The sequence below is a fragment of the Methanothrix soehngenii GP6 genome, assembly GCF_000204415.1.
Taxonomy (GTDB): domain Archaea; phylum Halobacteriota; class Methanosarcinia; order Methanotrichales; family Methanotrichaceae; genus Methanothrix; species Methanothrix soehngenii.
In genome coordinates, this window is sequence record NC_015416.1 from 2,353,616 (window position 1) to 2,374,631 (window position 21,016).

The window sequence follows — 21,016 nt, forward strand, 5'->3', positions numbered from 1 at the left end:
TTTGCATGCAGCTTCTGGCACTCTCACCCATGATACTGCTTTTGGATTTCTTGATATTTAAAGCATGGGCTGAAAAATTTCAACGATCCGAGAAACCGATCCAGAAGACTTATCTTTTTATCCCGCCAAACACTCCTCCAAGGATGTGTTGCAGATGGACCGGTTAACCCTGGCCTCAGTAGCCGCCCCCTTCCTGGCGAAAGGGGCGGAGGCTTTCTCCAAGAGCGCAGGTGAAACGCTGGGCGCAAAGGTGGGCGAGCTGTGTCAGGCAGTTGCAGACAAGTTCAGGGGCGACTCCGATGCAGAGGAGACCCTGGCCCTTGGCAAAAAGAGGCCGGATTCAAAAAGGCAAGAGAATGCTCTGCGGGAGGTCCTGGCAGAGAAGCTGGAGGCTGACCCGGATTTCGCCGTCAGTGAGCAGAGGCTGGTGGATGAATTAGAGAAAGGAGGCAGCAGGACGGTCTTCGACAAGCGAGGCCAGACCATGCACGGCTCCCAGACCAATATTGCCGGCAGCTTCAGCGGGAATGTTCTTTTCAACCAGTTCAATGGTCCAGTATCTCTAGGAAGAGAAGCGGTAGACATGCGGGGCTCGACGGGCGCAATCTACAAACCCTCCGGACCGGTCAACCAGCAATATCGATACTATTCTAAGGCGCGGGATGTATCCAGCAAAAGCGAAGGCCAGAGAAGGATAAAATGTATATTTCTGGCAGCCAATCCGAAGGGCACTCAACTTTTAGAGCGGGACAAGGAGATCTGGGAGATCACTGCTATGATTAGGGCTTAGAAGTATCGCGATTCTATCGATCACTCATCCGCCTGAGCTATCAGGCCTGATGATCTGCTCGAATTGGTAAACCAGCACAAACCCCAGATTGTGCATTTCAGCGGACATGGCAGCGAAAAGGGTATGTTCTGCGAATATATCCAGGCTGCAATCTCCAAGGCGGTATATGAAGTCATAGATGACCAAGAGCCTTATTCCGGCGAAGTGCCCGAATTAAAGGGCATTTGGGCAACTGGCAAAACTCAGCAAGAGTACCAGGATAATTTGAGGATGGCCATAGAAGACTGGATTGCGTTCAGTCTGAGATTCGATTTACCCATCCCGGTTATTGAAGGCCAAACCTTAAGAGCAGCAATCGAGGCATAAAGTACGTCAAAGCTGGCAAAAAGAGTTTCAGATTCGTTTGCACACTGCCTTTCTTTCACAATCCTTCAAACCTTCACCCGCAGCATCCTCTCGATCGCCCCTCTCGCCCGCACAGCGATCTCCTCTGGCACAACAACCCGCGGCTCGAGCGTCTGCAAAGCCCGGAGGACATCGGGAAGGGTGGTTTTCTTCATATTCTGGCAGATGGCCTCATCGCTCAGAGGATAAAACTCTCTATCCGGATGGGCCTTCTTCAGCCGGTAGATCATGCCCACCTCCGTGCCGATGATGTACTCCCGCGCCCGGTTGATATCGGGATGCTTGCACATTCCTGCGGTGCTGTAGACGAAATCGGCCAGGTCGATCACCTCCGGCCGACACTCCGGATGGACCAGAACCTCCGCCTGAGGATGAAGCTTGCGAGCTGCCTTCACCATCTCCGGGGTGAATTGGTCATGAACATAGCAGTAGCCATCCCAGGGTATGATCTTCTTCTTCGTATGGCGGGCCACATAGGCAGCCAGGTTCCTGTCCGGCACGAATATGACCTCGTCTTCAGATAGCGATTCTACCACCTGCACCCCATTAGCAGATGTGCAGCAGATGTCGCTCTTCGCCTTGATCTCCGCAGTGGAGTTCACATAGCATACCACCGCTGCCTGAGGATAGAGAGCCTTCAATTCATCCAGTTGCTGGGGGGTGATCATGTGGGCCATGGGGCACCAAGCCCCTTTCACCGGCAGGACCACCCTCTTTTGCGGGGATAAGATAGCGGCCGTCTCCGCCATGAAGTCCACTCCGCAGAAGACTATAACCTCTGAGTCCAGGGCCGCTGCTGCCCGGGAAAGCTCCAGGGAGTCGCCCGCCAGATCCGCTATATCCTGAACCGCCGGTATCTGATAATTGTGGGCCAGAATCGTCGCCCGGCGTTCCTTCTTCAAAGCTTGAATCTCTTCTATCATAGCCATCGAGAACAGTCCCAGGGAATGGGAAACTATTATTTCAATCTATTTAGATAGGTTTTATGAATATTATTAGCTCAATTAAACTGTAATTGATCCTGATCTGCATCATTTGAACTTATCGAATACCATCGGAATATCATCCACCAATAACAGCAGTGAACAGGGCCAGCTCATCCCCATCCGCCAGCGGGGTCTCGAGCGACTGCAGGCTCTCGATGTTCTTTCCCGAGAGAAAGATGTTTACGTCCTCGCGCAGCCTTCCTTCCTTGAATAAAAGCGGCTCCAGCGAGGCGTGATCATGGCATAACAGGTTCAGAAGATCTCTTATCATTGCCCCCTCGCCTGGAAGATCGATATCTTTCTCCTTTCCCAGAATATTTCGAAATCCGGCAAACGACCTGATCTTAATCCTCATCAATAGCTATCTCCTTTGCCCTCTCCAGGGCCCGGATGGCGTCCTCCATCTTGAAGTCTCGCCGGTTGGAGGCCAGGAATGCGCGAAATCTCTCTATCTCCTCCTCTGCCACAAAGTCCCGCGCCCTCTCCATCATCATCTCATAGCTCCTCTCAGGAAAGTACAGAGCCTGTGCGCAGCGAAGGAGCCTGTCTTTTCCGACGGTGCCGATCGCTCCCTTCTGCCAGGCCTGCTCCAGATTGAAGCGGATGTTCACCAGAGGCTCTGAATGCGGCTCAAACGTGAAAGGATCAAAGGTTAGCGCCACCTCATCATCTGATACCAGCATTCCTTTCTTATAGGCCTGATAGATGAGCCCTACTCCCTCCATGCCATAAACATCCAGCTCCGAGGCCCGCAGGGCTCCCATGCTCGACGCCCCCAGGACCCTCGCTCCTGCGTCCAATGCGTATATGACCTCTTTATGCGCCACAGAAGAGTCCTGAAAGAAGACCCCATCGATGAGAACGATGATCCGCGCTCCATCCTGGGCAGCCCGATAAACGTCACCCCGCCGGGCAGGAGGCCGCCATTCAGCCTGCAGAATCTCCTCTGCCCTAGCTCTGGAGAGGCTTGGCCCTAGGAAGACGACGACTTCTGGCATTCTTTATCCTCTTGCCCACCCTTTCCCTGTCCACCCCAGCGATCTCAAGACCCGGGACGATCACCCTCACCACCGGAACGCCGATCTCTTCTCTGGTTAAATCGACCACCACTGCTCGCTCCAGGCCCGCCTCTTCCAGCTTGCTGATCATGAACTTGATATCCAAAAGGAAGTCATTGCTCTCAAAAGACTGAATATCAGCAAAGCTCTTTTTCTCCCCGATATCAAACCAATAACGGTTGAGCCTCTTGGTCCTTTCGTATCCGATTTGCCGGCGGAAATCGGCGGTGACGGTATCCTCTCTTGCCCCGTGGATCTGGGTGAGCCGGCTCTGCGCCACCTCAGTCAGGGCGCGCAGCACCGCCACCCGGGCGCTGGTGTGGGTACCCATCCCAGTGGTGAGCAGAGTGGGATCGCGCAGCTTTATATCATCGGCAGCAGCCGCGCAGGTGGGGATGTCGATATCGCTGGTGATATCCCGCAGGTAGACATCCACCTCTGCTGCGGCGAACCTCTCCAGCAGGCCTTGTGCCTGTTCGTCAACAACATCAGATATCAGCGGCCCCATGTGCCTCGTCGCCTCCACTATTGCCCAGGCGTCTCTCTCTATAACCTCAGCTAGACCGTGGAATATCGCCTCTTCCATCATATTCCCTGAGGCGAGACCGCTGGTGTTGGTCCGAAAGAGCCTCTTGTAGTCAGAGGACAGAGGATGAAATACCGCATTGGCTGGGACCTGTATCTCTTCGTCATTCATAATATCCCAGCCCAAAACCCAGGGGATCTCAGCGTCTGCATCCGCGACTGCTTCTGTGGGGAGTATCAGATCGACAGGGTTCAGAGCCTCGGCTTTCAGGCTGGAATAGCGGGCAATTGTCAGCTCCCTGTCTCGCACCTCTCCAGAGTAGCGCTCGAGCCCCTCCATCATCGCCGAGACCCTGGCCTCGACAGGAGTTGCCCCTTTGCCATTATAGACGGAGACCGCTCCCCGATCGGCCATCGGCCGGATGGAGGAGAAGACTGGTATACCGATTCGGTCCAGATTGGTTATATCGGCCACTCTGGTGATCCCGGCAGCGGGCAGCTTGGCCTCGATTCGCTTCTCAGTCTCCTCCGGGGATGCCGCCCGGTGAGTGTCCTCCTTGTATCTCTTTATGCAGGGCCCTAGCTTCATCGCCAGATCCTTGGGGAGCTATGGAATATAAACCCTGTTCAAGAGCACTGATCAAGAGCTCTTTTCAGGAGCTCGGTGGGGCCTCGGGCGGAAGGAACGGAAGGCGGTCTCTCATTCTATAAGCCAGGGCCTGGCAGGTGGCAACTAGCCGCCCGTCCTCTCCCGTTACTCTGATCTCACAGGAGGAGATCTTTCTGGACCGATTCGTCTCTTTCCCTTCGGCCCGCAAAGTCTCTCCGGGACGAGCAGGAGATAGGTAGCTGACATTCACTCCCAGTGCCACTGCCACTGTGCCATGGGAGTTGACGGTCAGCTCAAAGGCGGCATCTAAGAGTGAATAGATTGCCGCACCATGGGTCGTCCTGAAGAGGTTGTTCATCATCTCGTTCGTCTTCATCTTCAAGATAGCGTGCCCCGCCTCCAGCTCCTGGATCTCTATCCCGAACATCCGGGCATAAGGCTCACGGGCAAACTCCTCCTTTAGAGACTTTATACATTGGTCCATGGAAATCTCTCCTCTCCAGGGACCATTTCTCGAAACGGTTATATCTGCTCCGCCAGGATCTAGAGATAATGCCCTCTTCTCAAGGCCCAAGGCCGGAACCGGTCTCCATAGAGATCAGTGGATCTTCCGTATCCATCCTGCTCACTCAGGGCTCCATCAATATCTGGTTCGGCAAAAAATTCGATAAGTTGCTTCTATCCAGGATTCTGCTAATGATCTCCAAGGTCGACTCGACCACAGAGCATGAGAAGGAGGTCTTGTGCCGCTTTGAGGAGATCAGCGAGTTTGAGAGCAATGGCTATATTCTGACATCATATGCCCGCAAAAAGGACAGATACCGGGCGATATTCGTGGTCCCATTCTCCAATAAGAGGGCGCTGGAAAGGTTTATGGAGTCCGTATCCACGGAGACCGAGAAAGAGGATGTGAAGATCACCCTTTACTGGAGAGGGGGGAGGGTCAGGATGAACATCATGAAAGAGGAGCTGAGCACGCTCGGCTGCTTTAGCATTCTCAATGTGATCTATAGGGATGATCAGATCGGAGAGCAAAACAGGAGGGAGAAGCCATGAGGTTTGCATGTTGTACAGAGGAGATTGAGATATCAGGAATTAGGAAATGCTTCGAGTCGGCTATGCCCGGCTCGGTCAATCTGGGACTGGGCCAGCCGGATTTCGACACTCCATCTCACATAAAGAGGGCTGCGATCAGGGCCATAGAAATGGGGCAGTGCGGCTACACCCCCAACTGCGGAGTGCCGGCGCTCAGAGAGGCACTGGCAGAGAAGTTGATGAGAGAAAACCAGATCGACTGCACCGCCGATGATATAATGGTCACCAGCGGTGCCAGCGAGGCCCTATTCCTGGCAATCGTCGCCCTGGTAGACCGGGGCGAGGAGGTGCTGGTGGGAGATCCAAGCTTCCTCTCCTATGCCGAGCTGACTCGGCTGGTGGGGGCAAGGCCCGTCTCCGTCCCCTTAGACGAGGACCTCCGCATAACCCCGGAGGCAATTGGGGAGCGAATAACAAAAAAGACCCGGATGATAATCATCAACTCCCCCTCCAACCCCACCGGATCGGTCCAGACCGAGGAGCAGATGAGGGCTATCGCCGAAATAGCCGATGACGAGGATATCGCCCTCCTCTCAGATGAGGTCTATGAGCATTTCATCTACCGGGGAGAGCATATCAGCCCGGCTAGGTTTTCAGATAATGTGATCACCGTCAATGCCGTCTCCAAGACCTATGCCATGACCGGCTGGCGGCTGGGTTATCTCGCCGCCCGGAACGAGGCGATAGAGCAGCATCTCAAGATTCATCAGTATGTCCAGGCCTGCGCCAGCTCCATCTCCCAGGCCGCAGCCCTGGAGGCGATCTGTGGACCCCAGGATTGCGTTCGTCAGATGAGGGATGAGTTTATGAGCCGCAGAGACCTTCTGGTAGCAGGCTTCCGGGAGATGGGAGTGGACCTGACAGAGCCGGATGGCGCTTTCTATCTCTTCCCTCGGGTGGGAGACGGCGACCTGGTGGCCAGCAAGCTGGCAAGAGCAGGGGTCATCACCGTTCCAGGATCTGCTTTTGGAGAGGGCGGAAGGGAGCATATCCGGATATCTTATGCCGCCAGCCGGGCCAATCTCGAGGAAGCGCTGCGGAGGATGAAAGATATCCTTTAAATAGGTGAGTCGCATTCGCCCTCAGGAGTGATGAAATGAAGGAGCAGGTTGAGGTCAGAGAGCTGAAAGAAGGAAGGTATGTAATCATAGATGAAGAGCCCTGCATAATCAAGAGCATATCCCATTCCAAGCCCGGCAAGCACGGTTCGGCCAAGGCGAGGGTGGATGCCATTGGCATCTTCGACAACCAGAAGAAATCCATCGTCCAGCCGGTCACCACCAAGATCTACGTGCCAACTGTCGAGCGCAAGACCGGCCAGGTCTTGTCCATCGGCGACACATCGGTGCAGCTAATGGACCTGGGCAGCTATGCTACCATCGATGTTCCCATAACAGAGGACCAGAAATCCAAGATCGAGGAAGGCAAAGAGGTAGCCTACCTAGCGGTGATGGGCAGGACCAAGCTGGACATTCGCTAGGGATTAAGCGATCGGCTTCCTGTTCCCAAGGCGGGCTTGTTCATCTTTTCCTGGCCTGCCTTCGATTTCACATTTTGTGGGTAGCTCGGAGGCTATAAGTTGTCATCCTACTCCGCCTATAAGGGCACGGGTTTTGATCAGCTGGATCCCTTCGATTCCAGCGACAGCAATCTGTGGCGCAAGGCGGAGTATCTGGGCCGATACCTATTTGCCGCCGATTTTCTGCGCAGCCGGAGCATAAGGCTTGCCGCTGATGTATCCTGCGGCCTGGGATACGGATCGATTGAGCTGGCCACCGCCTCCGAGGAGGTAGTGGGCATAGATGGCAGCCCGGAGATGATCGAGCGGGCGATGGCTGGATGCCAAGAGCCCAATATTCGCTTCAATTGCCTGAACCTGGAGGAGGACGATCTCTGCAGGCATATCCGGGAAGGCTCCTGTGGGGCAGCGGTCAGCTTTGAGACCCTGGAGCATCTGAACGATCCGGGCCGGGCGGTGGATCAGTTCTCCAGAATCCTCATGCCGGAGGGCTTTTTCATCTGTTCCGTCCCTAATGTTATATCGGAGTCGGGAGATGACGCCGGCCTGCCAAAGAATAGGTCCCATAAGCAGTGGTTTAACTTTCCCTCGCTCTGCCGGATGGTGGAACGACGCGGCATGAGGGTGATATATCGGCTGGGCCAGTCACGCTCAAGAATGCTCTATCGAAGAGAGCAGCAGCTCTTCAATGCCAGGAGGATCAGGCGGAGGCTGAGCGACGAGACGGTGATGCACTCTGAAGAAATGATCCGCTGGCTGTCTTATGTTGCCGCCTATCCATCTGTGGAGGATGTCGATGGATCCTACTCCATCATCATCATCGCCCAAAAGCAGGGCTCAGATTAATCAGATCCATTTGACTGTTATCTCATCGTTCAGATCGATCACTGCTCCATAGCCCCGACGCAGCTCTCCTACGTTCACCACCAGGGTGGAGCCGATATGACACTCTCCCCGATCCTCATGAATATGGCCGCATAAGACCAGATCGGGCTGATAGTTCTCTATGAATCGGCGCAGTTCAGAGGAGCCGGATCTCTCGCCATTGTAAAGAATATCACAAGCCCCCCGGGGCGGCTGATGAACGATGACGATCTTGGCCCGGGTACCAGCCACCTCCTGGTAGGCTTTCTCCAGAACGGAATAGACCTCATCATCGCGATGGTAGTACCTATTGGGATCGCCAAGTCTGCGGGGATCTCGGGCTATCATTCCTCCCATGCCAAGAAATCCGTACTCCTTATGGCGAAAAGAGGATCGGTGAAGGACAATAAAACCCGCTTTCTCCCAGAGATCAGGGACGACATCTCTGTGGTCCATATTGCCGGGAACTATCAGCACTGGCGGACCAAGGCGGGCGAGGGCCATGGCAGCAGGCTTCGCTCCCTCTGTTGAACTGGCATTATGGAGGTCGCCGCAAAAGGCAATCAGGTCGTACTTGAGGTCCTTTAGATTCCTGATCCCCTCAGTGCAGTCATGCAGGTCCGCCAGACCCAGAATCCTCAGAGCCCCACTCATGGACCATCTCCAGAATATGGCTATGGATCTCCAGATATTTAGATCTCTACGATATCGTATGGGCGGGCTTGGATGATGCCACTTCAGCCTGCGGGGGGAATACGTCCACTATGACCACGTTGCTCGGCTGGTTGTTGATCACGAAGTAGAGCATGTGTCTTCCTGCTTGATCGGCATCAAAGCTCATATTGTTGTAGCCAGGATTGAGTTGATAGACGCCGTAATCGTGAAATATGCTATTTGTCTGAATGGTCTGGTAGAATCCGGCATCTCCTCTCTGGGGTACATAGGCTACCAGCTCCAGCTTGCTTCCCAGGGGCACGACTGCATACTGCGACCAGTTAGCTGTTCCCCTTATCCATAGATCGCTTCTGGTGGCCATAGCAGATGCATATTGAGAATATGCCAGTCCCTGACCATCGCCATAATAGACTGCTATCGGCTCTTTCCCAGATATATCATACTGAGCAGGTTTGCCGATCACTCCGCCCTCGGCAGTCTTTGTGGCAGCGGCAAAATATTCGCTATAGGGAATGAATGCGCTCTGTGCTGCACCCGCAATGTAGAGGGACGCGTCCGAGGGCAGGGGATATCTGGCGCTGGGCACGGGCTGGTCCAGCCAGTCCAGCATTCCCGCCAGGCCCTCGTCCAGAGTCCCACGACCATAAGACTGGCCGATGTTGGGATTCGAGTAGCCTGTATCTGCGGCAAAAGCCGGTAATGGAAGGCTGATTGCCATTATGCAGATAAGAAATATGACCTGTTTCATCTCATTTCACCCGCAAATGGGTTTCGACACATCCTATTTAAACTTGCGTCAAAAGTTCGACAATCAGTGAAAGATCAGGGCGTCCTTTGGGCAGGCATCTACGCAGCGGCCGCACTTTATGCAATCCGGCAAATCCTGCAGCTCAAATACCCGAAGCTGCATGGGGCAGACCTTCTGGCACCTCTTGCAGTCAATACATAAATCCCCGTCCAGCTTGAGCTGGTATTTGCTGCCTCCCATAATCCTCTGCAATGTGCCCATGGGACAGAATGTGCACCAGGTCCGGGGGGCGATGATCACGCCAAAGAGTATGGCAATGGAGGTGGTGATTATGCATAGGGTGACAAATACCATTCCGATTCGGTCCACCACCCCCTGGGTTCCTAATAGCCGGTAGATCATAAAGCCCATCAGGGCGATGAAGATGGGAATCCTGATCCACATGCTGCGCAGGAAAAGAGGGATCGCCAGCCTTCGGCTAAGGGGGGCCAGCCAGAAGTCAACGAAGCTGCCCCGGGGGCAGAGGTTGCCACAAAACCATCTGCCTCTGAAGGGGGCAATGATCAGAAGGGTGGCGAAGACCAGCAGGAGGATGTAGCCAAGCTTGGGATAAAAGATCCCGCCAATCGATACAATCAGCACGATCATGCCCAGATAAGGGAGGGTTTCGAAAAACTAATCAATCGAAATGTTTATATACTATTAATATCATAATATTTGATGTATGAGGACGCTCATAGATTTTGCCATGCGAGAAGAATATTCTCGGGTTAAAGCTCTCGGCGATGATCTCTCCGATATTAACTCTTTAATCAATTGGGATCGATTCAGATTTTTAGAACCATTGATCTATAAGAATAAAACTAGCCGTGGAGGTCGTCCAAACATTGATATTGTAATTATGGTGAAGGCACTTGTACTTCAGAGTTGGTTTGGTTTATCAGACCCAGAACTGGAACGCCAAGTTACGGACAGAATCTCATTTCGAATTTTTCTTGGCACCACAGAAGTGATTCCAGATTTCAGCACAGTTTGGCTATTTCGCGAGCGACTGATCGAATGTGGCAGATACGAGGATCTTTGGAAAGAGCTCCAGAATCAGCTTGATGAGAAAGGATTTGCCGTAAAGAAGGGCACAATTCAGGATGCTACTTTCATAACATCTGATCCAGGGCAAAAGAGGAATAAAAAAGATCAGAAAGACCAAGATAAAAAGGATCCCAATTTAGAAGCCATCAAGGCGAGACCGACTCCTGATTTTGATAAAGACTTGCTCAATATTTCTAATAATATCGTTAGCAGCAATGCCAAACCAAAGAGACTCGATGATGGTCCAATAAATGAGGGGACTTGGGCAAAAAAGGGCAGCAAATCATTTTTCGGTTATAAGGGCCATATTCTAATCGATACCGAGTACCATCTTATCCGAAAAATCGAGACAACAACAGCATCTCTTCATGATAGTCAGGTGGACCTTGGAATCAATGGATTACCACGTTACGCCGATAAAGGATATAGCGGTGCCAAGACACAAGGATACGATGCTGCGATGAAAAAAGCTGCAAGAGGTCATAAGCTGGGAATCAAAGACATTCTGAGAAATAAAAGGATCAGTAGAAAGCGATCGCAAATCGAAAGATGTTTTGCGGTTATGAAACGAGCCCATAATGCAGGTCATGTTTCTGTAACGACTATCGCCAGAGCAGGGATAAAATTCATGATGAATTCAATCGTTTACAACATAGAGCAGTTGAAATATTTAGGGCGTGTTCCTTCAACATAGCGGAGGCTATGAAAGTGCACGAGAGAATAGAGAAAAAGCAAGGCAAAATGCAGAAAAAGAGGCTACATAATGGATGAATTGACCTAAAAACAACCATAAAGATTGAAAATATTAACGCAGGAATTTAAAGCTCTTCTAATTGGTGCTAAATCGAAACCCTCACTGGTTGGTTCAAAGTTCTTAACTGATGAATGATCCTTCATGGCAGTCTTACGGTTAGATGCAACGCGATTGATAGCCCTGATTGCCAGATTGGCAGAAAGACCAAACTTAGCTCGAACATCTTGGTATACAATGCCCTGAATACGGACCTTATTTCTAAGCTTAGCAGGCGTATTCTGGTTTATCCAATTGCAGGCATCCGCAAAGGCTTTCAGAGTATCCTCCATCTCTTCGGCCTGGGAGTCTGTTGGACTTAACTTGCATCGGACGGTTAACACCTGCTCAGTCATCAGTAGGCAGTATAGTCACTAAGTGATATATAGGTTTTGGTGGGCTACTTACGGCTTTCCTCCCCGCCCTGAAGAGCGGGGCTTCCAGCCTGTGTTTATGTGAAAGCCTGTTGTCCATGAGAAATGAATCCGAACGGTTGCTGTTTGGCGGCCGGACATAGGCAAAGCCGTCAATACGGCATTTTATGATCGTTTAGATCGATTAGATCATTTTTTAAAGCATAGCTAATCCAATCAAATCGATATCTGCGCTATGAAGAGCCCCTTGCTTCTCGTCAAGTCGTCAATAATATCTGAGCTGAAAAATGGTCCATGTTATGCAATAAAAATTATATATTACAAAATCACACGCTTGATTATATATAAATAGCTAGAACACTTGCGTACCCAAATTTAGATAAATACTTATACGAATAATGCAAGTATTAAATATGTCAATAAGTGAAGCGTCTGGGGACATTCCCAGAAGAAAGATTCCGAAATTCAGAGCAACAAAGGCACAGCTTAAAGATATGAAAACCGCAGCGGCTATTTTAAACATGCTCTCTGAAAAGCCGGAAGTCCTTAAGAAATTGGGTGATGAATACTTGGAAGCATCCAATGCACCGGAGGAAGAAAGGGATTTTGCAGAGTATGAGTTGAGACAAAATGTGCTTAGGACCTTGACTGAGAACATAAAGCAAATCCCAGAAGAAGAGCTCGAAAGGAATATCGACATCGTATTAGGCCCATGGTGGCCATGGTGGCCTAGATATAGAATGCCACCAATAATCAAGGATTACGGCTATTATTGGTCTGGGGAGGGTATTGAGTTTCAGCCGCGAGGATTGGAGATGAGAAGGCAACGAAGAAGATAATAAGCCGACGAAGAGGATGATCCAGATAAAAAGCTGATGAAGAGGACAGTCTAAATGCCGCAAGAGATCGAGTACGATCAACCCGCAGTCGCCACTTTTTCGCCTCTGAGGTCTAAGGATGCTGAAGATCCGTATAGAGATCTGATCAATAATATAGGTTCCATCTTAAGCGAAAGAAAGTTGATCAAAAGCGAGGTGGTATTGCCCAAAAAGGAGAAATTGGTGGTAAATTATCCGGACTACGCATTTGCTCATCCTATTCGCTTGCATCCCTCATGTTGGGTAGATGATGGAGATCATCTTGCAGGCGTACACCCTAAATCCAGTCTTCCCTTTTTTATTAACTCTTCTGGCTCAATCATTTGTCGCCTTTGCACAGGAAAAAATAGTATTAAAGAGATACAAAAAGAGCTCAAAGAAATCTGGTTTTCAGTTGCCGATGATGTATTATTAAGGGATGGACTATCCTTCCTGATGCTGCTGGAAGAGATGAATCTAATAGAATTTGTGGGGCGGAAAATTGAAGGTACTGCTCATTAATCCCCCTGGTTGGGTTGGAGATAGAATCCCGTTAGGTTACGATCTAGTGCCATCGGTGCCTTTGGGTTTGGGCTACCTTGCATCAACTATGGAATCTGAAGGCATAACTGCTAAGATCGTTGACATGGATTGGGGTGGTTTTTCCAAAGAGGAATTAGTCGATATGATATCGAAATTCGATCCTGATATCATAGGAATAACATCCTTCACCTCCAATTATGCAAATGCTGTGGACATTGCCAAAGCAGCAAAATCGCACAATCCTAATATCAAAATAGTATTCGGTGGCGTACATGCTACATTCATCCATCGAGATGTGTTGCACACGATTCCTGAAGTGGACATAGTTGTTCGATATGAAGGAGAGCGAGCGATATGCGAAATCTGTGATGCTCTGGATAGGGGAAGAAAGCTAGAAAATGTCAAAGGAATCAGCTTTCGCCATGATAATCGGGTATTTTCCACACCACTTAGGCATAGGATAGAGAATCTTGATAGCATACCATTCCCCGCTTTTCATCTATTGGAGCCCTCGATTGAGCATTACATAGGGGAGGGAAAAGAGAAGGGCTTTCCCATAATAACTACTCGAGGATGCCCCTTCAATTGCATATTTTGTTCCACAGCAGCACTTCACGGTCGCAAATACCGTACAAGAAGCGCAAATAATGTCTTAGATGAGATGGAATTTGTACAAGATAAATACAAAATAAATGTAATCAGCTTTGCAGATGATAATTTCACCATGAAACGAAATAGAGTTATCGAACTATGCAGAGGCATTAAAGAAAGACATCTCGATTTTGAATGGGGTTGCAGCGCCAGGGTGGACTTATTATCAAAGGATTTATTGGAGGTGATGAATTCCTCTGGCTGCAAAAATATATTTTTCGGTATAGAATCCGCATCTCAAAGGGTACTTGATACGGTTAAGAAGGGCTTTAGCATTGAGAAAGCAAAGGAGATGGTAAAGCTCACTGAGAAAATGGGAATAAAAACACATTGTTCATTTATCCTAGGCTTGCCGAACGAGACCGTGGAATCGATAGACGAGATGATCAGATTTGTTGAAGAGACTATGCCATCGGGAAGAGTGCTTCCTAACGTTTTGGAAATACTTCCCGGCACCGAGCTATGGGATAAAGAGAGCGAATATTTTGGAAATACGCCATCCATACCAGCTGCAGACATAATCAGAGTTCAATTGGAGCTTTTCTACAAATTCTTTGAGATAAGTTCAAAAGGGAGGGAATTGCTTACGATTGAGCCACCAGATATTGAGATCATTGGCGGATCGACTGCATTTGCGCAGACGCAAATGTAAATGGATATAATCCAATAATAGTTCTAATAATATTTTTATATAGTTAATGTGATAATTGCGGGCCGGCCCCGCAGGCTTGTTCAAGAGCAGAAGAGGCGCTGGCCATCTTCGAGCAGATCGAGAGCTCCTGCGCGGAGCGTGTGCGGAGGCAGCTGGCGGAATGGCCGGGATAAGGTGGCAAGGGCATGTCCAGGGACTATCCCGCTCTATAATTATGGCCCTAGATAGCAGAAACGTCGTTGAACATCAAGCATTCAGCCAATTTCGCATTTACATCTCGTTTGAGATCATCATCTGCTTTCCCGAGTATGCCCTCAATGAACATCTTCTCCAGGGTCGCTATCTTGTCGATTAGGAGCCAAGACTCCTCTTTCAATCCTGTTGCTTTGAAGGAGAGCGTGCCTTTGCGTATTAACAAATCCGATGGCAATGGAGGATCTGGACGTTGTGTAGTCATGGGGGCTATGGTCACATCCAAATGTCCTTCATGAAGGACTAAAGCAGGCCTCAGCTTTGTGGAACTGAGATCTGTAAAAGGAAAGTGAACTAAAACTATGCTTCCCTTAGGCATTCTGGGAACTTGCATGCTACCTGAATCTGACTTTAAGATCCTCTACGGTATAAATATCAGGCTCATTTTCGAGAAGCGAGGCTAAAGCCCTCTCGGATAGTCTCATAAGGCCTCTGGTAATTGCTCTGTCTTCGCCAAGCTCCGACAGATCGCAAGGAAGTTGCGAGGTCTCCCCTGAACTCTCACACATAGATACTACTTGTGGATTCTTGATATTTAAAACATGGGTGGAAAATAGCCTGCTATCGAGAGTTGAGCGAGTTCCTGGACCTGAGCCGGTCAGAGCTACCCAGATCATCCTACCTGAGCATCAAATCCAGAAAGGCTTATCATTTCAGCCCTCTCAACACACCATCAAGGATGTGATGCAGATGGATCCATTAACGCTGGCCGTCATAGCCGCCCCGTTTGTGGCCAAAGGGGCGGAAGCCTTCTCCAGCTCGGCAGGCGATAAGCTGGGCGCAAAGGTCGGGGAGCTATGTCAGGCGGTGATAGACAAGTTCAGGGGCGACTCCGATGCAGAGGAAACTCTGGCCCTCGCCCAGAAGAGGCCGGACTCCAAAGGGCAGCAGAGTGCGCTCGAAGAGATTCTGGCGGAGAAGCTAAAGGACGACCAGGATTTCGCAGCAAAGGTGCAGAGGCTGGTGGACGATCTGCAGAAAGGAGGCGGCGGCAGGACGGCCTTCGACCAGCGGGGCCAGACTGTGCACGGCTCGCAGACCAATATTGCGGGAAATGTCAACAGGCCTGTTCTCTCTGGAAACTTCAGCGGCCCGGTGAACACGGACAAATCCAAGTAAAAGCGAACCATGCCAGATAATAAATCCCGTTTCGACCAGCGTGGCCAGAAGGTGATCGGCCAGCAGATCAATGTGGCAGGGGACGCTACTCTCCCGCCTCCTCCTCTGGTCCTCGTCCCTCACCTGCCCGCTCCACCAAGGGACTTCACCGGCCGGGACGAGGAGCTAAAAGACCTTCTGGCAGACTTTGATCGGGGAGCCACCATCACCGGCCTGCGTGGCATGGGAGGCATCGGCAAGACGGCTCTAGCTTACGAATTAGCCGAGAAGCTTGCCAGGCGCTATCCTGACGGCCAGATCCTGGTCGAGCTGAGGGGCACGGGCCCGGAGCCCATGACCCCAGCCGAGGCCATGGCCAAGGTTGTGAGGATCTATTATCCGGAGGCTAAGCTGCCAGGGAGCGAGGCGGAGTTGGCCAGGATCTACCACTCTCTCCTTCACGACTTGCGTGTGTTGATGCTGTTGGACAATGCCTTTAACGACCGACAGGTGCGTCCTCTTTTGCCGCCAGCGGGCTGCGGAGTGATTGTAACCTCCCGCCGCAAGTTCACCCTCCCCGGTCTGGTGCCAATGGACCTGGATGTCCTGCCGGAGGATAAGGCGGTGGAGCTTCTGCTGAGATTATGGAATCCCGAGGCATCGCCATCCACAGAACAACTTAAAGACAAAGATCTGAGCAGAATTGCATGCCTCTGCGGCTACCTGCCTCTAGCGCTGAGGGCAGCGGGAAGCTTGCTGGCCAACAGCCCTGACCTGAGCCCGGCTCAGCTAGCCCGAGATCTGCGGGACGAGCGCACCCGGCTGAAGCGCATCGGCAAGGAGGGCGTGGACCTGGATGTTGAATCCAGCTTCGGCCTGAGCTACAGCCGTCTGACTGAAGAGACCGCCCGCGTTTTTCTCCTGCTCTCCGTCTTCCCTGCGGGCTTCGATGCCGCTGCAGAAGAGGTGGTCTGCCGGGACGAGGGTCACCGGCACCTGAGAGAGCTGATGCGCTGGAGCCTGGTTGAGTACCAATCACTGGGCGTAGAGTACGGGAGATATCACCTGCATGACATAGTGCGAATCTATGCCGCCTCCTGCTTGCAAGCCGGGGAGATGGGGGAGGCGGAAGAGCGCCATGCTGAACACTACTGGAGAGTACTCTCTGCTTCCAATGAGCAATACAAGCAGGGTGGGGAGAACCTCCTAGCAGGTCTGGCGCTTTTCGATCGGGAACGAGCCAACATCCTGGCAGGATGGAGCTGGGCGGAGAGGAACCTTAAGGATAGCCGTGCTGCCGACTCGCTCTGCAGCTCCTACCCAGGTGCAGGAGCATATGTGCTGAATCTGCGCCTGCATCCTCAGGAACAAATTCGTTGGCTGGAGACGGCCGCTGATGCGGCAAAACAAATGCAGGATCGAGGCGCTGAGGGCGCACACTTTGGTAACATAGGCTTGGCTTATGCCGACCGAGGCGAGACGGGAAAAGCCATCGTCTACTACCAGCAGGCCCTGACCATCACCAGGGAGATAGGGAACCGACAGGACGAAGGTGCTATACTAGGCAACCTGGGACGGGCCTACGCCAATCTAGGAGAGCCGCGTAAAGCTATCGAACATCACGATCAGGCACTGACCATATTTAAAGAGATAGGGGACCGGCGGGACGAAGGTACTACGTTGTGCAATATAGGCATTGCCTATGCCGCCTTGGGCAAAATCCACAATGCCATAGAGTACTTCGAGCAGGCTTTCGCCATTGCTAGGGAGATTGAGGAACGAAGGAATGAAGGAATATGCCTAGGCTGCCTGGGCCAAGCCAATATCAATCTAGGCGAGATCCGAAAAGCCATCGACCACTACCAACAGGCTCTTGCCATTGCCAGGGAGATCGGAGATCGACGGAGCGAAGGAAATTCATTGGGCAGCCTGGGCACAGCTTATAAAAATTTAGGGGAACCGCACAAAGCCATCGAGCACTACGATCAGGCTCGGACCATTTTTAGAGAGATCGGGGATTGGAGGGGCGAAGGAAACTCCATCTGGAACATGAGCTTGGTCCTGAATGGCCTAGGGAATCGAGCCGAGGCCGTGAAGCTAGCAGGAGAGGCGTTGGCCATCTACGAGCAGATCAAGAGCCCGATTGCGGAGCGTGTGCGGCTGCAACTCGCGGAGTGGCAGAGGTAGAAAAGTCTCGTAAAGAGCTCTTTCATGCAGGAGGAGCCATCCCTGAGACAGGGCAACCACTTTTTCATTTATTGCAGAAGCAAGCTACATACTGTTCGTTTGTGAATCCTGCCTTTTTATCAGCCTTTTAAGAAGGCCCAACTCCAAGATCTCTATCTCTATGAACAGGCATTGATAAATGGATGTCGCTTCCTTCTTTGATAAAGATATAGTGACTGCCTTCAATATGATTTATTGTCCAGCCTGCGATCGAATTATGCTATCTTAAGCCGCCTCGCTGCGTCCTTGAGCCGGGATTTCAGGCACCCAATTATTGCCTCGTTTATGTTTTCCAGAGCATCCTCAAGGCCCTCTCCTTCAGAAAGGCATCCTTTAAGGTCTGGACACTCGGCAACATATATGCCTTCATCGTCCTTCTCTATGATAATGTTGAATTCCATTGCATTGCTGATTCTTCAACTACTTCCCCAGTATCTCCTTATGCGCCTCCCTGAATCCGGGGTCCCTCATCTGGCATGAGCACTTCCCCTTGAACCAGGGGTAGCGGGTCATCTCTCTCCAGATCTCTTCCAGGCTTTTCTCTTTGATGTTTCCAAAGCCCAGAGGCATATAGGCGCAGGGCAGGGCCACTCCGTCTCCATCAACATGAATCCATCTTCTCCCGGCAAAGCAGCCGAACATCTCCGGGCTCAACAGATACGGCAGTGCGGAGACTCTGGGGCCCTCCATTCTGTTCTTCTCCTTGTGGAAGCTCTCCAGCCTGGCCACATCCCCAGATGTAAGCACCTCATCCTCATGGGTTGCCCAGCGGCCTACAGCCACAATCTCGTAGAGGGATAGCTCTTGCACCCCCAGCTCTGCAGCCAGACTGAATGCATCCTCCAGATAATCGATATTGTGGGGGGAGGTCACCATGAACAGGTCCACCAAAAGGCCCGCTTCCAGGGCATTGCGAACCCCGGATAAGGCGTCCTGAAAAGCACCTTTGCGCCCCCGGAAGCGGTCGTGCTGCTCTTCGATGGGGCTATCTATGCTAATCCTCACCGCATACAGTCCCGCCTCTTTCAGCTGCCTGGCCAGCTCTAAAGTTAAGTGATAGCCGCTGGTGAAGCTGGTGGCCACTGCTCGCTGGTCGACAGAAGAAACCAGATCGGGCAGATCCTTACGGAGCATGGGCTCTCCACCGTCGAAGGTCACCAGATACGAGCCCATATCCAGGGCCTGGGAGATCGCCCCCTTGATCACGTCGCTTGAGAGTATCTGCCCCTGACGGGAGGGGGCGGAACAGTGCAGGCAATCGTTGGGGCAGGCCTTCACTACCGCAATGGAGAACTGGTCGGGCACCGGCCGGCGGATCATCGCCCCCACCTGAGCATTGAGCATGCGGTCGAAGGCAACGCTTGGGGCGGGAGGAATCCAGGTGGAAAAGATGAACCTGTCCGGGCCGGAGCTGATGGATTTCTCCGTGGCAAAGACCTTATTGATCTGGTCGATTATCGGTTTCGCCAGAAGGGCAGCCGGGCCGCGGGCAGAAAGACGGATTCCTTCCCCCGTTCCATCAGCCGAGGCCTCGATCTTCAGCAGAGGCTTTTTTGCGATCTGCATCTTTGCAGTCCCCGGCAGGTCATCTCATCCACTATCTCCCGGAGCTGGAGCTTTTTCTCTTCATCTCCATTCAGGGCCTGGAGGGCGCTTTTGGCCTGGTTGCAGTGATCATCGGTGACTTTTATGCACATCTGCACCACGTTGGCGGTATCAGATCCAATGTCCGAATCAGCATCAAAACCAGCATCAGAATCGGTATCATGAGAAGCTGAACGAGAGCTTCGGCTGGCATAGATCTTGGGAAGGGTGACCGAGGTCTTCTGGGAGGACTTCCCCTGATCTAGGCCCAGGAACTCCTCCAGGTCATCGAGGACCTGATAGCCCAGGCCCAGATGCAGCCCATAGCTCTCCAGCCTGGCCACATCCTCTTCCCCTGCCCCGCTGATCAGCCCACCGATCTTGGCCGAGGCGGAGAAGAGGGAGGCCGTTTTTCTGGTGATGCACTGATAGTAATCCTCAGGCGAGCCCGCGCAGGAGAGGTCCATCAGTTCCCCCTCGGACATGTCCATGCAGGCCCGGGAGAACGCCCTTATCACCGGCTGGCTGTATCCGGATATCAGGTCGATCGACCTGGAGATGAGCCAGTCGCCCGCCAGGAGCGAAGCCTCCGGACCAAAACGCTCCAGAGCACTGGGCGAGCCCCTTCTCTCTATGCCATGATCCAGAATATCGTCATGCACCAGGGATGCAGCATGGACCAGCTCAATGGCCAGAGCAGCGCTTATGGACTGGGCAGGAGGGGTGCCGAGAGCCTCTGCAGAGAGAATAAGAATGAGCGGCCTGACCCTCTTTCCCGGCGCGGAAAGCACATAGCTCAGTATCTCCCCCAGAGGGGAATCGGGCAGGTCCCTCACCAGTGCGGCAAGCTCTTTATTGATGAGATGGTACTCATCCCGGGCGGAGAACATCGATCCAAGTAGTCTCGGCCAGGTTATTTAGCTTTTGCTGAGGAAGACATTGAGGCGATGGATCGAATATCAATAACTATTAATAGTAATCAATCACCTTGATATTTAAGAAAATTTTGGGAGGAGGAGTAGATGCACAAAAAAATGATATTGCTTTTGCTCATCACCTGTGCGGTTTTTGCAGCAAATTCAATGGCCCAAGAGCCAGCAGAACTCAATAAGAATATTCTGATGAAGGAAATTTCCGCTCCAGACTCTTTAGCTGCCTCAGCCACACCAGCCAAAGTCCCTTCAGCGATTGCAGTGGTTGATACTGCTCAAGCATCAGCAGTCGCTCCCCTTGCGGGAGCAGATCTCAGACCTGCATTATGGGTGGATTGTTATACTGGAGATTTTGAAGATGTCTTGGCGAGAAGAGGTTTCCTCTTTGTAAGGAATATATATGTTTATGTATATAATAGCGGAACTAGAGCAAGCAGTGCTGCAGTAGGGAAAATTGAATTCTTCGATGTATTGACAGATAGAAATGTAGTATCTGAGTTCAATGTGGATCCAACTGAATCCAAGAAATGGGGAAATATTCGTCCAAGAAATAGTGTAGCAGGACCTTTCATCATCAAGAAGGATACAGGAATTACTGCCAGCGTCACTTTCCGCCCCACCTCTACCAGCCCATCAAAGACCAGGACGATCATAGAAAAAGAATGCAGCATTCTTATTTGATCTTCCATTAAA

At 51.6% G+C, this 21,016-nt stretch carries 27 protein-coding genes; 13 read left to right on the plus strand and 14 right to left on the minus strand.

Going from position 1 to position 21,016, the window contains the following annotated elements; genetic code table 11:
* The first annotated feature begins 145 nt into the window (after positions 1-145).
* A complete protein-coding gene (locus MCON_RS11750; protein WP_162145019.1) occupies positions 146-790 on the plus strand; it encodes a hypothetical protein in 645 nt (214 codons plus the stop codon).
* Between the two features lie 63 nt (positions 791-853).
* Complete coding sequence (locus MCON_RS11755) at positions 854-1,156, plus strand: type II toxin-antitoxin system HicB family antitoxin (protein ID WP_269798805.1); 303 nt, start codon at positions 854-856, stop codon at positions 1,154-1,156.
* 65 nt (positions 1,157-1,221) lie between these two features.
* Here MCON_RS11755 and nadA read toward each other — a convergent pair whose 3' ends face one another.
* The 5 genes from nadA to MCON_RS11780 form a co-directional block, all read right to left on the minus strand.
* Positions 1,222-2,118: a quinolinate synthase NadA gene (gene nadA, locus MCON_RS11760; RefSeq protein WP_013720182.1), complete on the minus strand. Its 897-nt coding sequence runs from the start codon at positions 2,116-2,118 to the stop codon at positions 1,222-1,224.
* A 139-nt stretch (positions 2,119-2,257) separates the two neighbouring features.
* Positions 2,258-2,536, minus strand: coding sequence for a ubiquitin-like small modifier protein 1 (locus MCON_RS11765; protein WP_013720183.1), 279 nt, complete (start codon positions 2,534-2,536; stop codon positions 2,258-2,260).
* The gene (locus tag MCON_RS11770; RefSeq protein WP_013720184.1) at positions 2,526-3,179 is read right to left on the minus strand and encodes a TfuA-related McrA-glycine thioamidation protein; all 654 of its coding nucleotides are present in this window, start codon (positions 3,177-3,179) and stop codon (positions 2,526-2,528) included. The genes MCON_RS11765 and MCON_RS11770 overlap by 11 nt, the downstream gene beginning before the upstream one ends.
* Complete coding sequence (locus tag MCON_RS11775; RefSeq protein ID WP_013720185.1) at positions 3,133-4,353, minus strand: YcaO-related McrA-glycine thioamidation protein; 1,221 nt, start codon at positions 4,351-4,353, stop codon at positions 3,133-3,135. The genes MCON_RS11770 and MCON_RS11775 overlap by 47 nt, the downstream gene beginning before the upstream one ends.
* Positions 4,354-4,417: 64 nt before the next feature.
* Entirely contained in the window at positions 4,418-4,858 is a 441-nt protein-coding gene (locus tag MCON_RS11780; RefSeq protein ID WP_013720186.1) for a PaaI family thioesterase, read from the minus strand.
* Between the two features lie 68 nt (positions 4,859-4,926).
* Here MCON_RS11780 and MCON_RS11785 point away from each other — a divergent pair, with 68 nt between their 5' ends.
* The 4 genes from MCON_RS11785 (at position 4,927) to MCON_RS11800 (ending at position 7,834) form a co-directional block, all read left to right on the plus strand.
* Positions 4,927-5,430: a hypothetical protein gene (locus tag MCON_RS11785; protein WP_013720187.1), complete on the plus strand. Its 504-nt coding sequence runs from the start codon at positions 4,927-4,929 to the stop codon at positions 5,428-5,430.
* Positions 5,427-6,530 (plus strand): pyridoxal phosphate-dependent aminotransferase, encoded by a 1,104-nt coding sequence (locus tag MCON_RS11790; RefSeq protein ID WP_013720188.1) that lies wholly within the window; start codon positions 5,427-5,429, stop codon positions 6,528-6,530. Before MCON_RS11785 ends, MCON_RS11790 begins: the two co-directional genes overlap by 4 nt.
* A gap of 35 nt (positions 6,531-6,565) precedes the next feature.
* Complete coding sequence (locus MCON_RS11795; RefSeq protein WP_013720189.1) at positions 6,566-6,949, plus strand: translation initiation factor IF-5A; 384 nt, start codon at positions 6,566-6,568, stop codon at positions 6,947-6,949.
* A gap of 99 nt (positions 6,950-7,048) precedes the next feature.
* Positions 7,049-7,834: a class I SAM-dependent methyltransferase gene (locus tag MCON_RS11800; protein WP_013720190.1), complete on the plus strand. Its 786-nt coding sequence runs from the start codon at positions 7,049-7,051 to the stop codon at positions 7,832-7,834.
* On the opposite strand, the gene MCON_RS11805 is transcribed toward MCON_RS11800, so the two are convergent.
* The 3 genes from MCON_RS11805 to MCON_RS11815 all read right to left on the minus strand — a co-directional run bounded on the left by MCON_RS11805 (position 7,835) and on the right by MCON_RS11815 (position 9,923).
* A complete protein-coding gene (locus MCON_RS11805; RefSeq protein ID WP_013720191.1) occupies positions 7,835-8,506 on the minus strand; it encodes a metallophosphoesterase family protein in 672 nt (223 codons plus the stop codon).
* Positions 8,507-8,552: 46 nt separating this feature from the next.
* Complete coding sequence (locus MCON_RS11810; protein ID WP_013720192.1) at positions 8,553-9,275, minus strand: hypothetical protein; 723 nt, start codon at positions 9,273-9,275, stop codon at positions 8,553-8,555.
* Between the two features lie 63 nt (positions 9,276-9,338).
* Entirely contained in the window at positions 9,339-9,923 is a 585-nt protein-coding gene (locus tag MCON_RS11815) for a 4Fe-4S binding protein (protein WP_013720193.1), read from the minus strand.
* 76 nt (positions 9,924-9,999) lie between these two features.
* On the opposite strand from MCON_RS11815, the gene MCON_RS11820 reads away from it, so the two are divergent.
* On the plus strand, positions 10,000-11,058 hold the full coding sequence (locus MCON_RS11820) for an IS5 family transposase (RefSeq protein WP_013718487.1): 1,059 nt from the start codon (positions 10,000-10,002) through the stop codon (positions 11,056-11,058).
* An 83-nt stretch (positions 11,059-11,141) separates the two neighbouring features.
* Here MCON_RS11820 and MCON_RS11825 read toward each other — a convergent pair whose 3' ends face one another.
* A complete protein-coding gene (locus MCON_RS11825) occupies positions 11,142-11,510 on the minus strand; it encodes a transposase (RefSeq protein ID WP_048132422.1) in 369 nt (122 codons plus the stop codon).
* Between the two features lie 431 nt (positions 11,511-11,941).
* Between MCON_RS11825 and MCON_RS11830 the strand changes: the two genes are divergently transcribed.
* Genes MCON_RS11830 through MCON_RS11840 form a run of 3 tightly spaced genes read left to right on the plus strand, consistent with a single transcriptional unit; the run spans position 11,942 to position 14,231 of the window.
* The gene (locus MCON_RS11830; protein ID WP_013720195.1) at positions 11,942-12,367 is read left to right on the plus strand and encodes a hypothetical protein; all 426 of its coding nucleotides are present in this window, start codon (positions 11,942-11,944) and stop codon (positions 12,365-12,367) included.
* Between the two features lie 54 nt (positions 12,368-12,421).
* Complete coding sequence (locus MCON_RS11835; RefSeq protein ID WP_013720196.1) at positions 12,422-12,907, plus strand: PqqD family protein; 486 nt, start codon at positions 12,422-12,424, stop codon at positions 12,905-12,907.
* Positions 12,888-14,231 (plus strand): B12-binding domain-containing radical SAM protein, encoded by a 1,344-nt coding sequence (locus tag MCON_RS11840; protein ID WP_052297575.1) that lies wholly within the window; start codon positions 12,888-12,890, stop codon positions 14,229-14,231. Before MCON_RS11835 ends, MCON_RS11840 begins: the two co-directional genes overlap by 20 nt.
* A gap of 220 nt (positions 14,232-14,451) precedes the next feature.
* Here MCON_RS11840 and MCON_RS11845 read toward each other — a convergent pair whose 3' ends face one another.
* Positions 14,452-14,802 carry a type II toxin-antitoxin system PemK/MazF family toxin gene (locus tag MCON_RS11845; RefSeq protein ID WP_013720198.1) on the minus strand — a complete coding sequence of 117 codons (351 nt, stop codon included), beginning with the start codon at positions 14,800-14,802 and terminating at the stop codon, positions 14,452-14,454.
* 371 nt (positions 14,803-15,173) lie between these two features.
* Here MCON_RS11845 and MCON_RS11850 point away from each other — a divergent pair, with 371 nt between their 5' ends.
* Entirely contained in the window at positions 15,174-15,602 is a 429-nt protein-coding gene (locus MCON_RS11850; RefSeq protein WP_157863804.1) for a hypothetical protein, read from the plus strand.
* Positions 15,603-15,611: 9 nt separating this feature from the next.
* The gene (locus MCON_RS11855; protein WP_013720200.1) at positions 15,612-17,768 is read left to right on the plus strand and encodes a tetratricopeptide repeat protein; all 2,157 of its coding nucleotides are present in this window, start codon (positions 15,612-15,614) and stop codon (positions 17,766-17,768) included.
* A 127-nt stretch (positions 17,769-17,895) separates the two neighbouring features.
* Here MCON_RS11855 and MCON_RS16950 read toward each other — a convergent pair whose 3' ends face one another.
* The 4 genes from MCON_RS16950 to MCON_RS11870 are packed head-to-tail and all read right to left on the minus strand — an operon-like array spanning position 17,896 to position 20,281.
* Positions 17,896-18,018 (minus strand): type II toxin-antitoxin system HicA family toxin, encoded by a 123-nt coding sequence (locus MCON_RS16950; protein WP_157863987.1) that lies wholly within the window; start codon positions 18,016-18,018, stop codon positions 17,896-17,898.
* A 4-nt stretch (positions 18,019-18,022) separates the two neighbouring features.
* Positions 18,023-18,208, minus strand: coding sequence for a type II toxin-antitoxin system HicB family antitoxin (locus MCON_RS11860; RefSeq protein WP_013720201.1), 186 nt, complete (start codon positions 18,206-18,208; stop codon positions 18,023-18,025).
* Positions 18,209-18,227: 19 nt separating this feature from the next.
* On the minus strand, positions 18,228-19,373 hold the full coding sequence (locus MCON_RS11865; RefSeq protein ID WP_013720202.1) for a radical SAM/SPASM domain-containing protein: 1,146 nt from the start codon (positions 19,371-19,373) through the stop codon (positions 18,228-18,230).
* The gene (locus MCON_RS11870) at positions 19,346-20,281 is read right to left on the minus strand and encodes a polyprenyl synthetase family protein (protein ID WP_013720203.1); all 936 of its coding nucleotides are present in this window, start codon (positions 20,279-20,281) and stop codon (positions 19,346-19,348) included. Before MCON_RS11870 ends, MCON_RS11865 begins: the two co-directional genes overlap by 28 nt.
* Positions 20,282-20,413: 132 nt before the next feature.
* On the opposite strand from MCON_RS11870, the gene MCON_RS11875 reads away from it, so the two are divergent.
* Complete coding sequence (locus tag MCON_RS11875) at positions 20,414-21,004, plus strand: hypothetical protein (RefSeq protein WP_013720204.1); 591 nt, start codon at positions 20,414-20,416, stop codon at positions 21,002-21,004.
* Positions 21,005-21,016 lie beyond the last annotated feature (12 nt).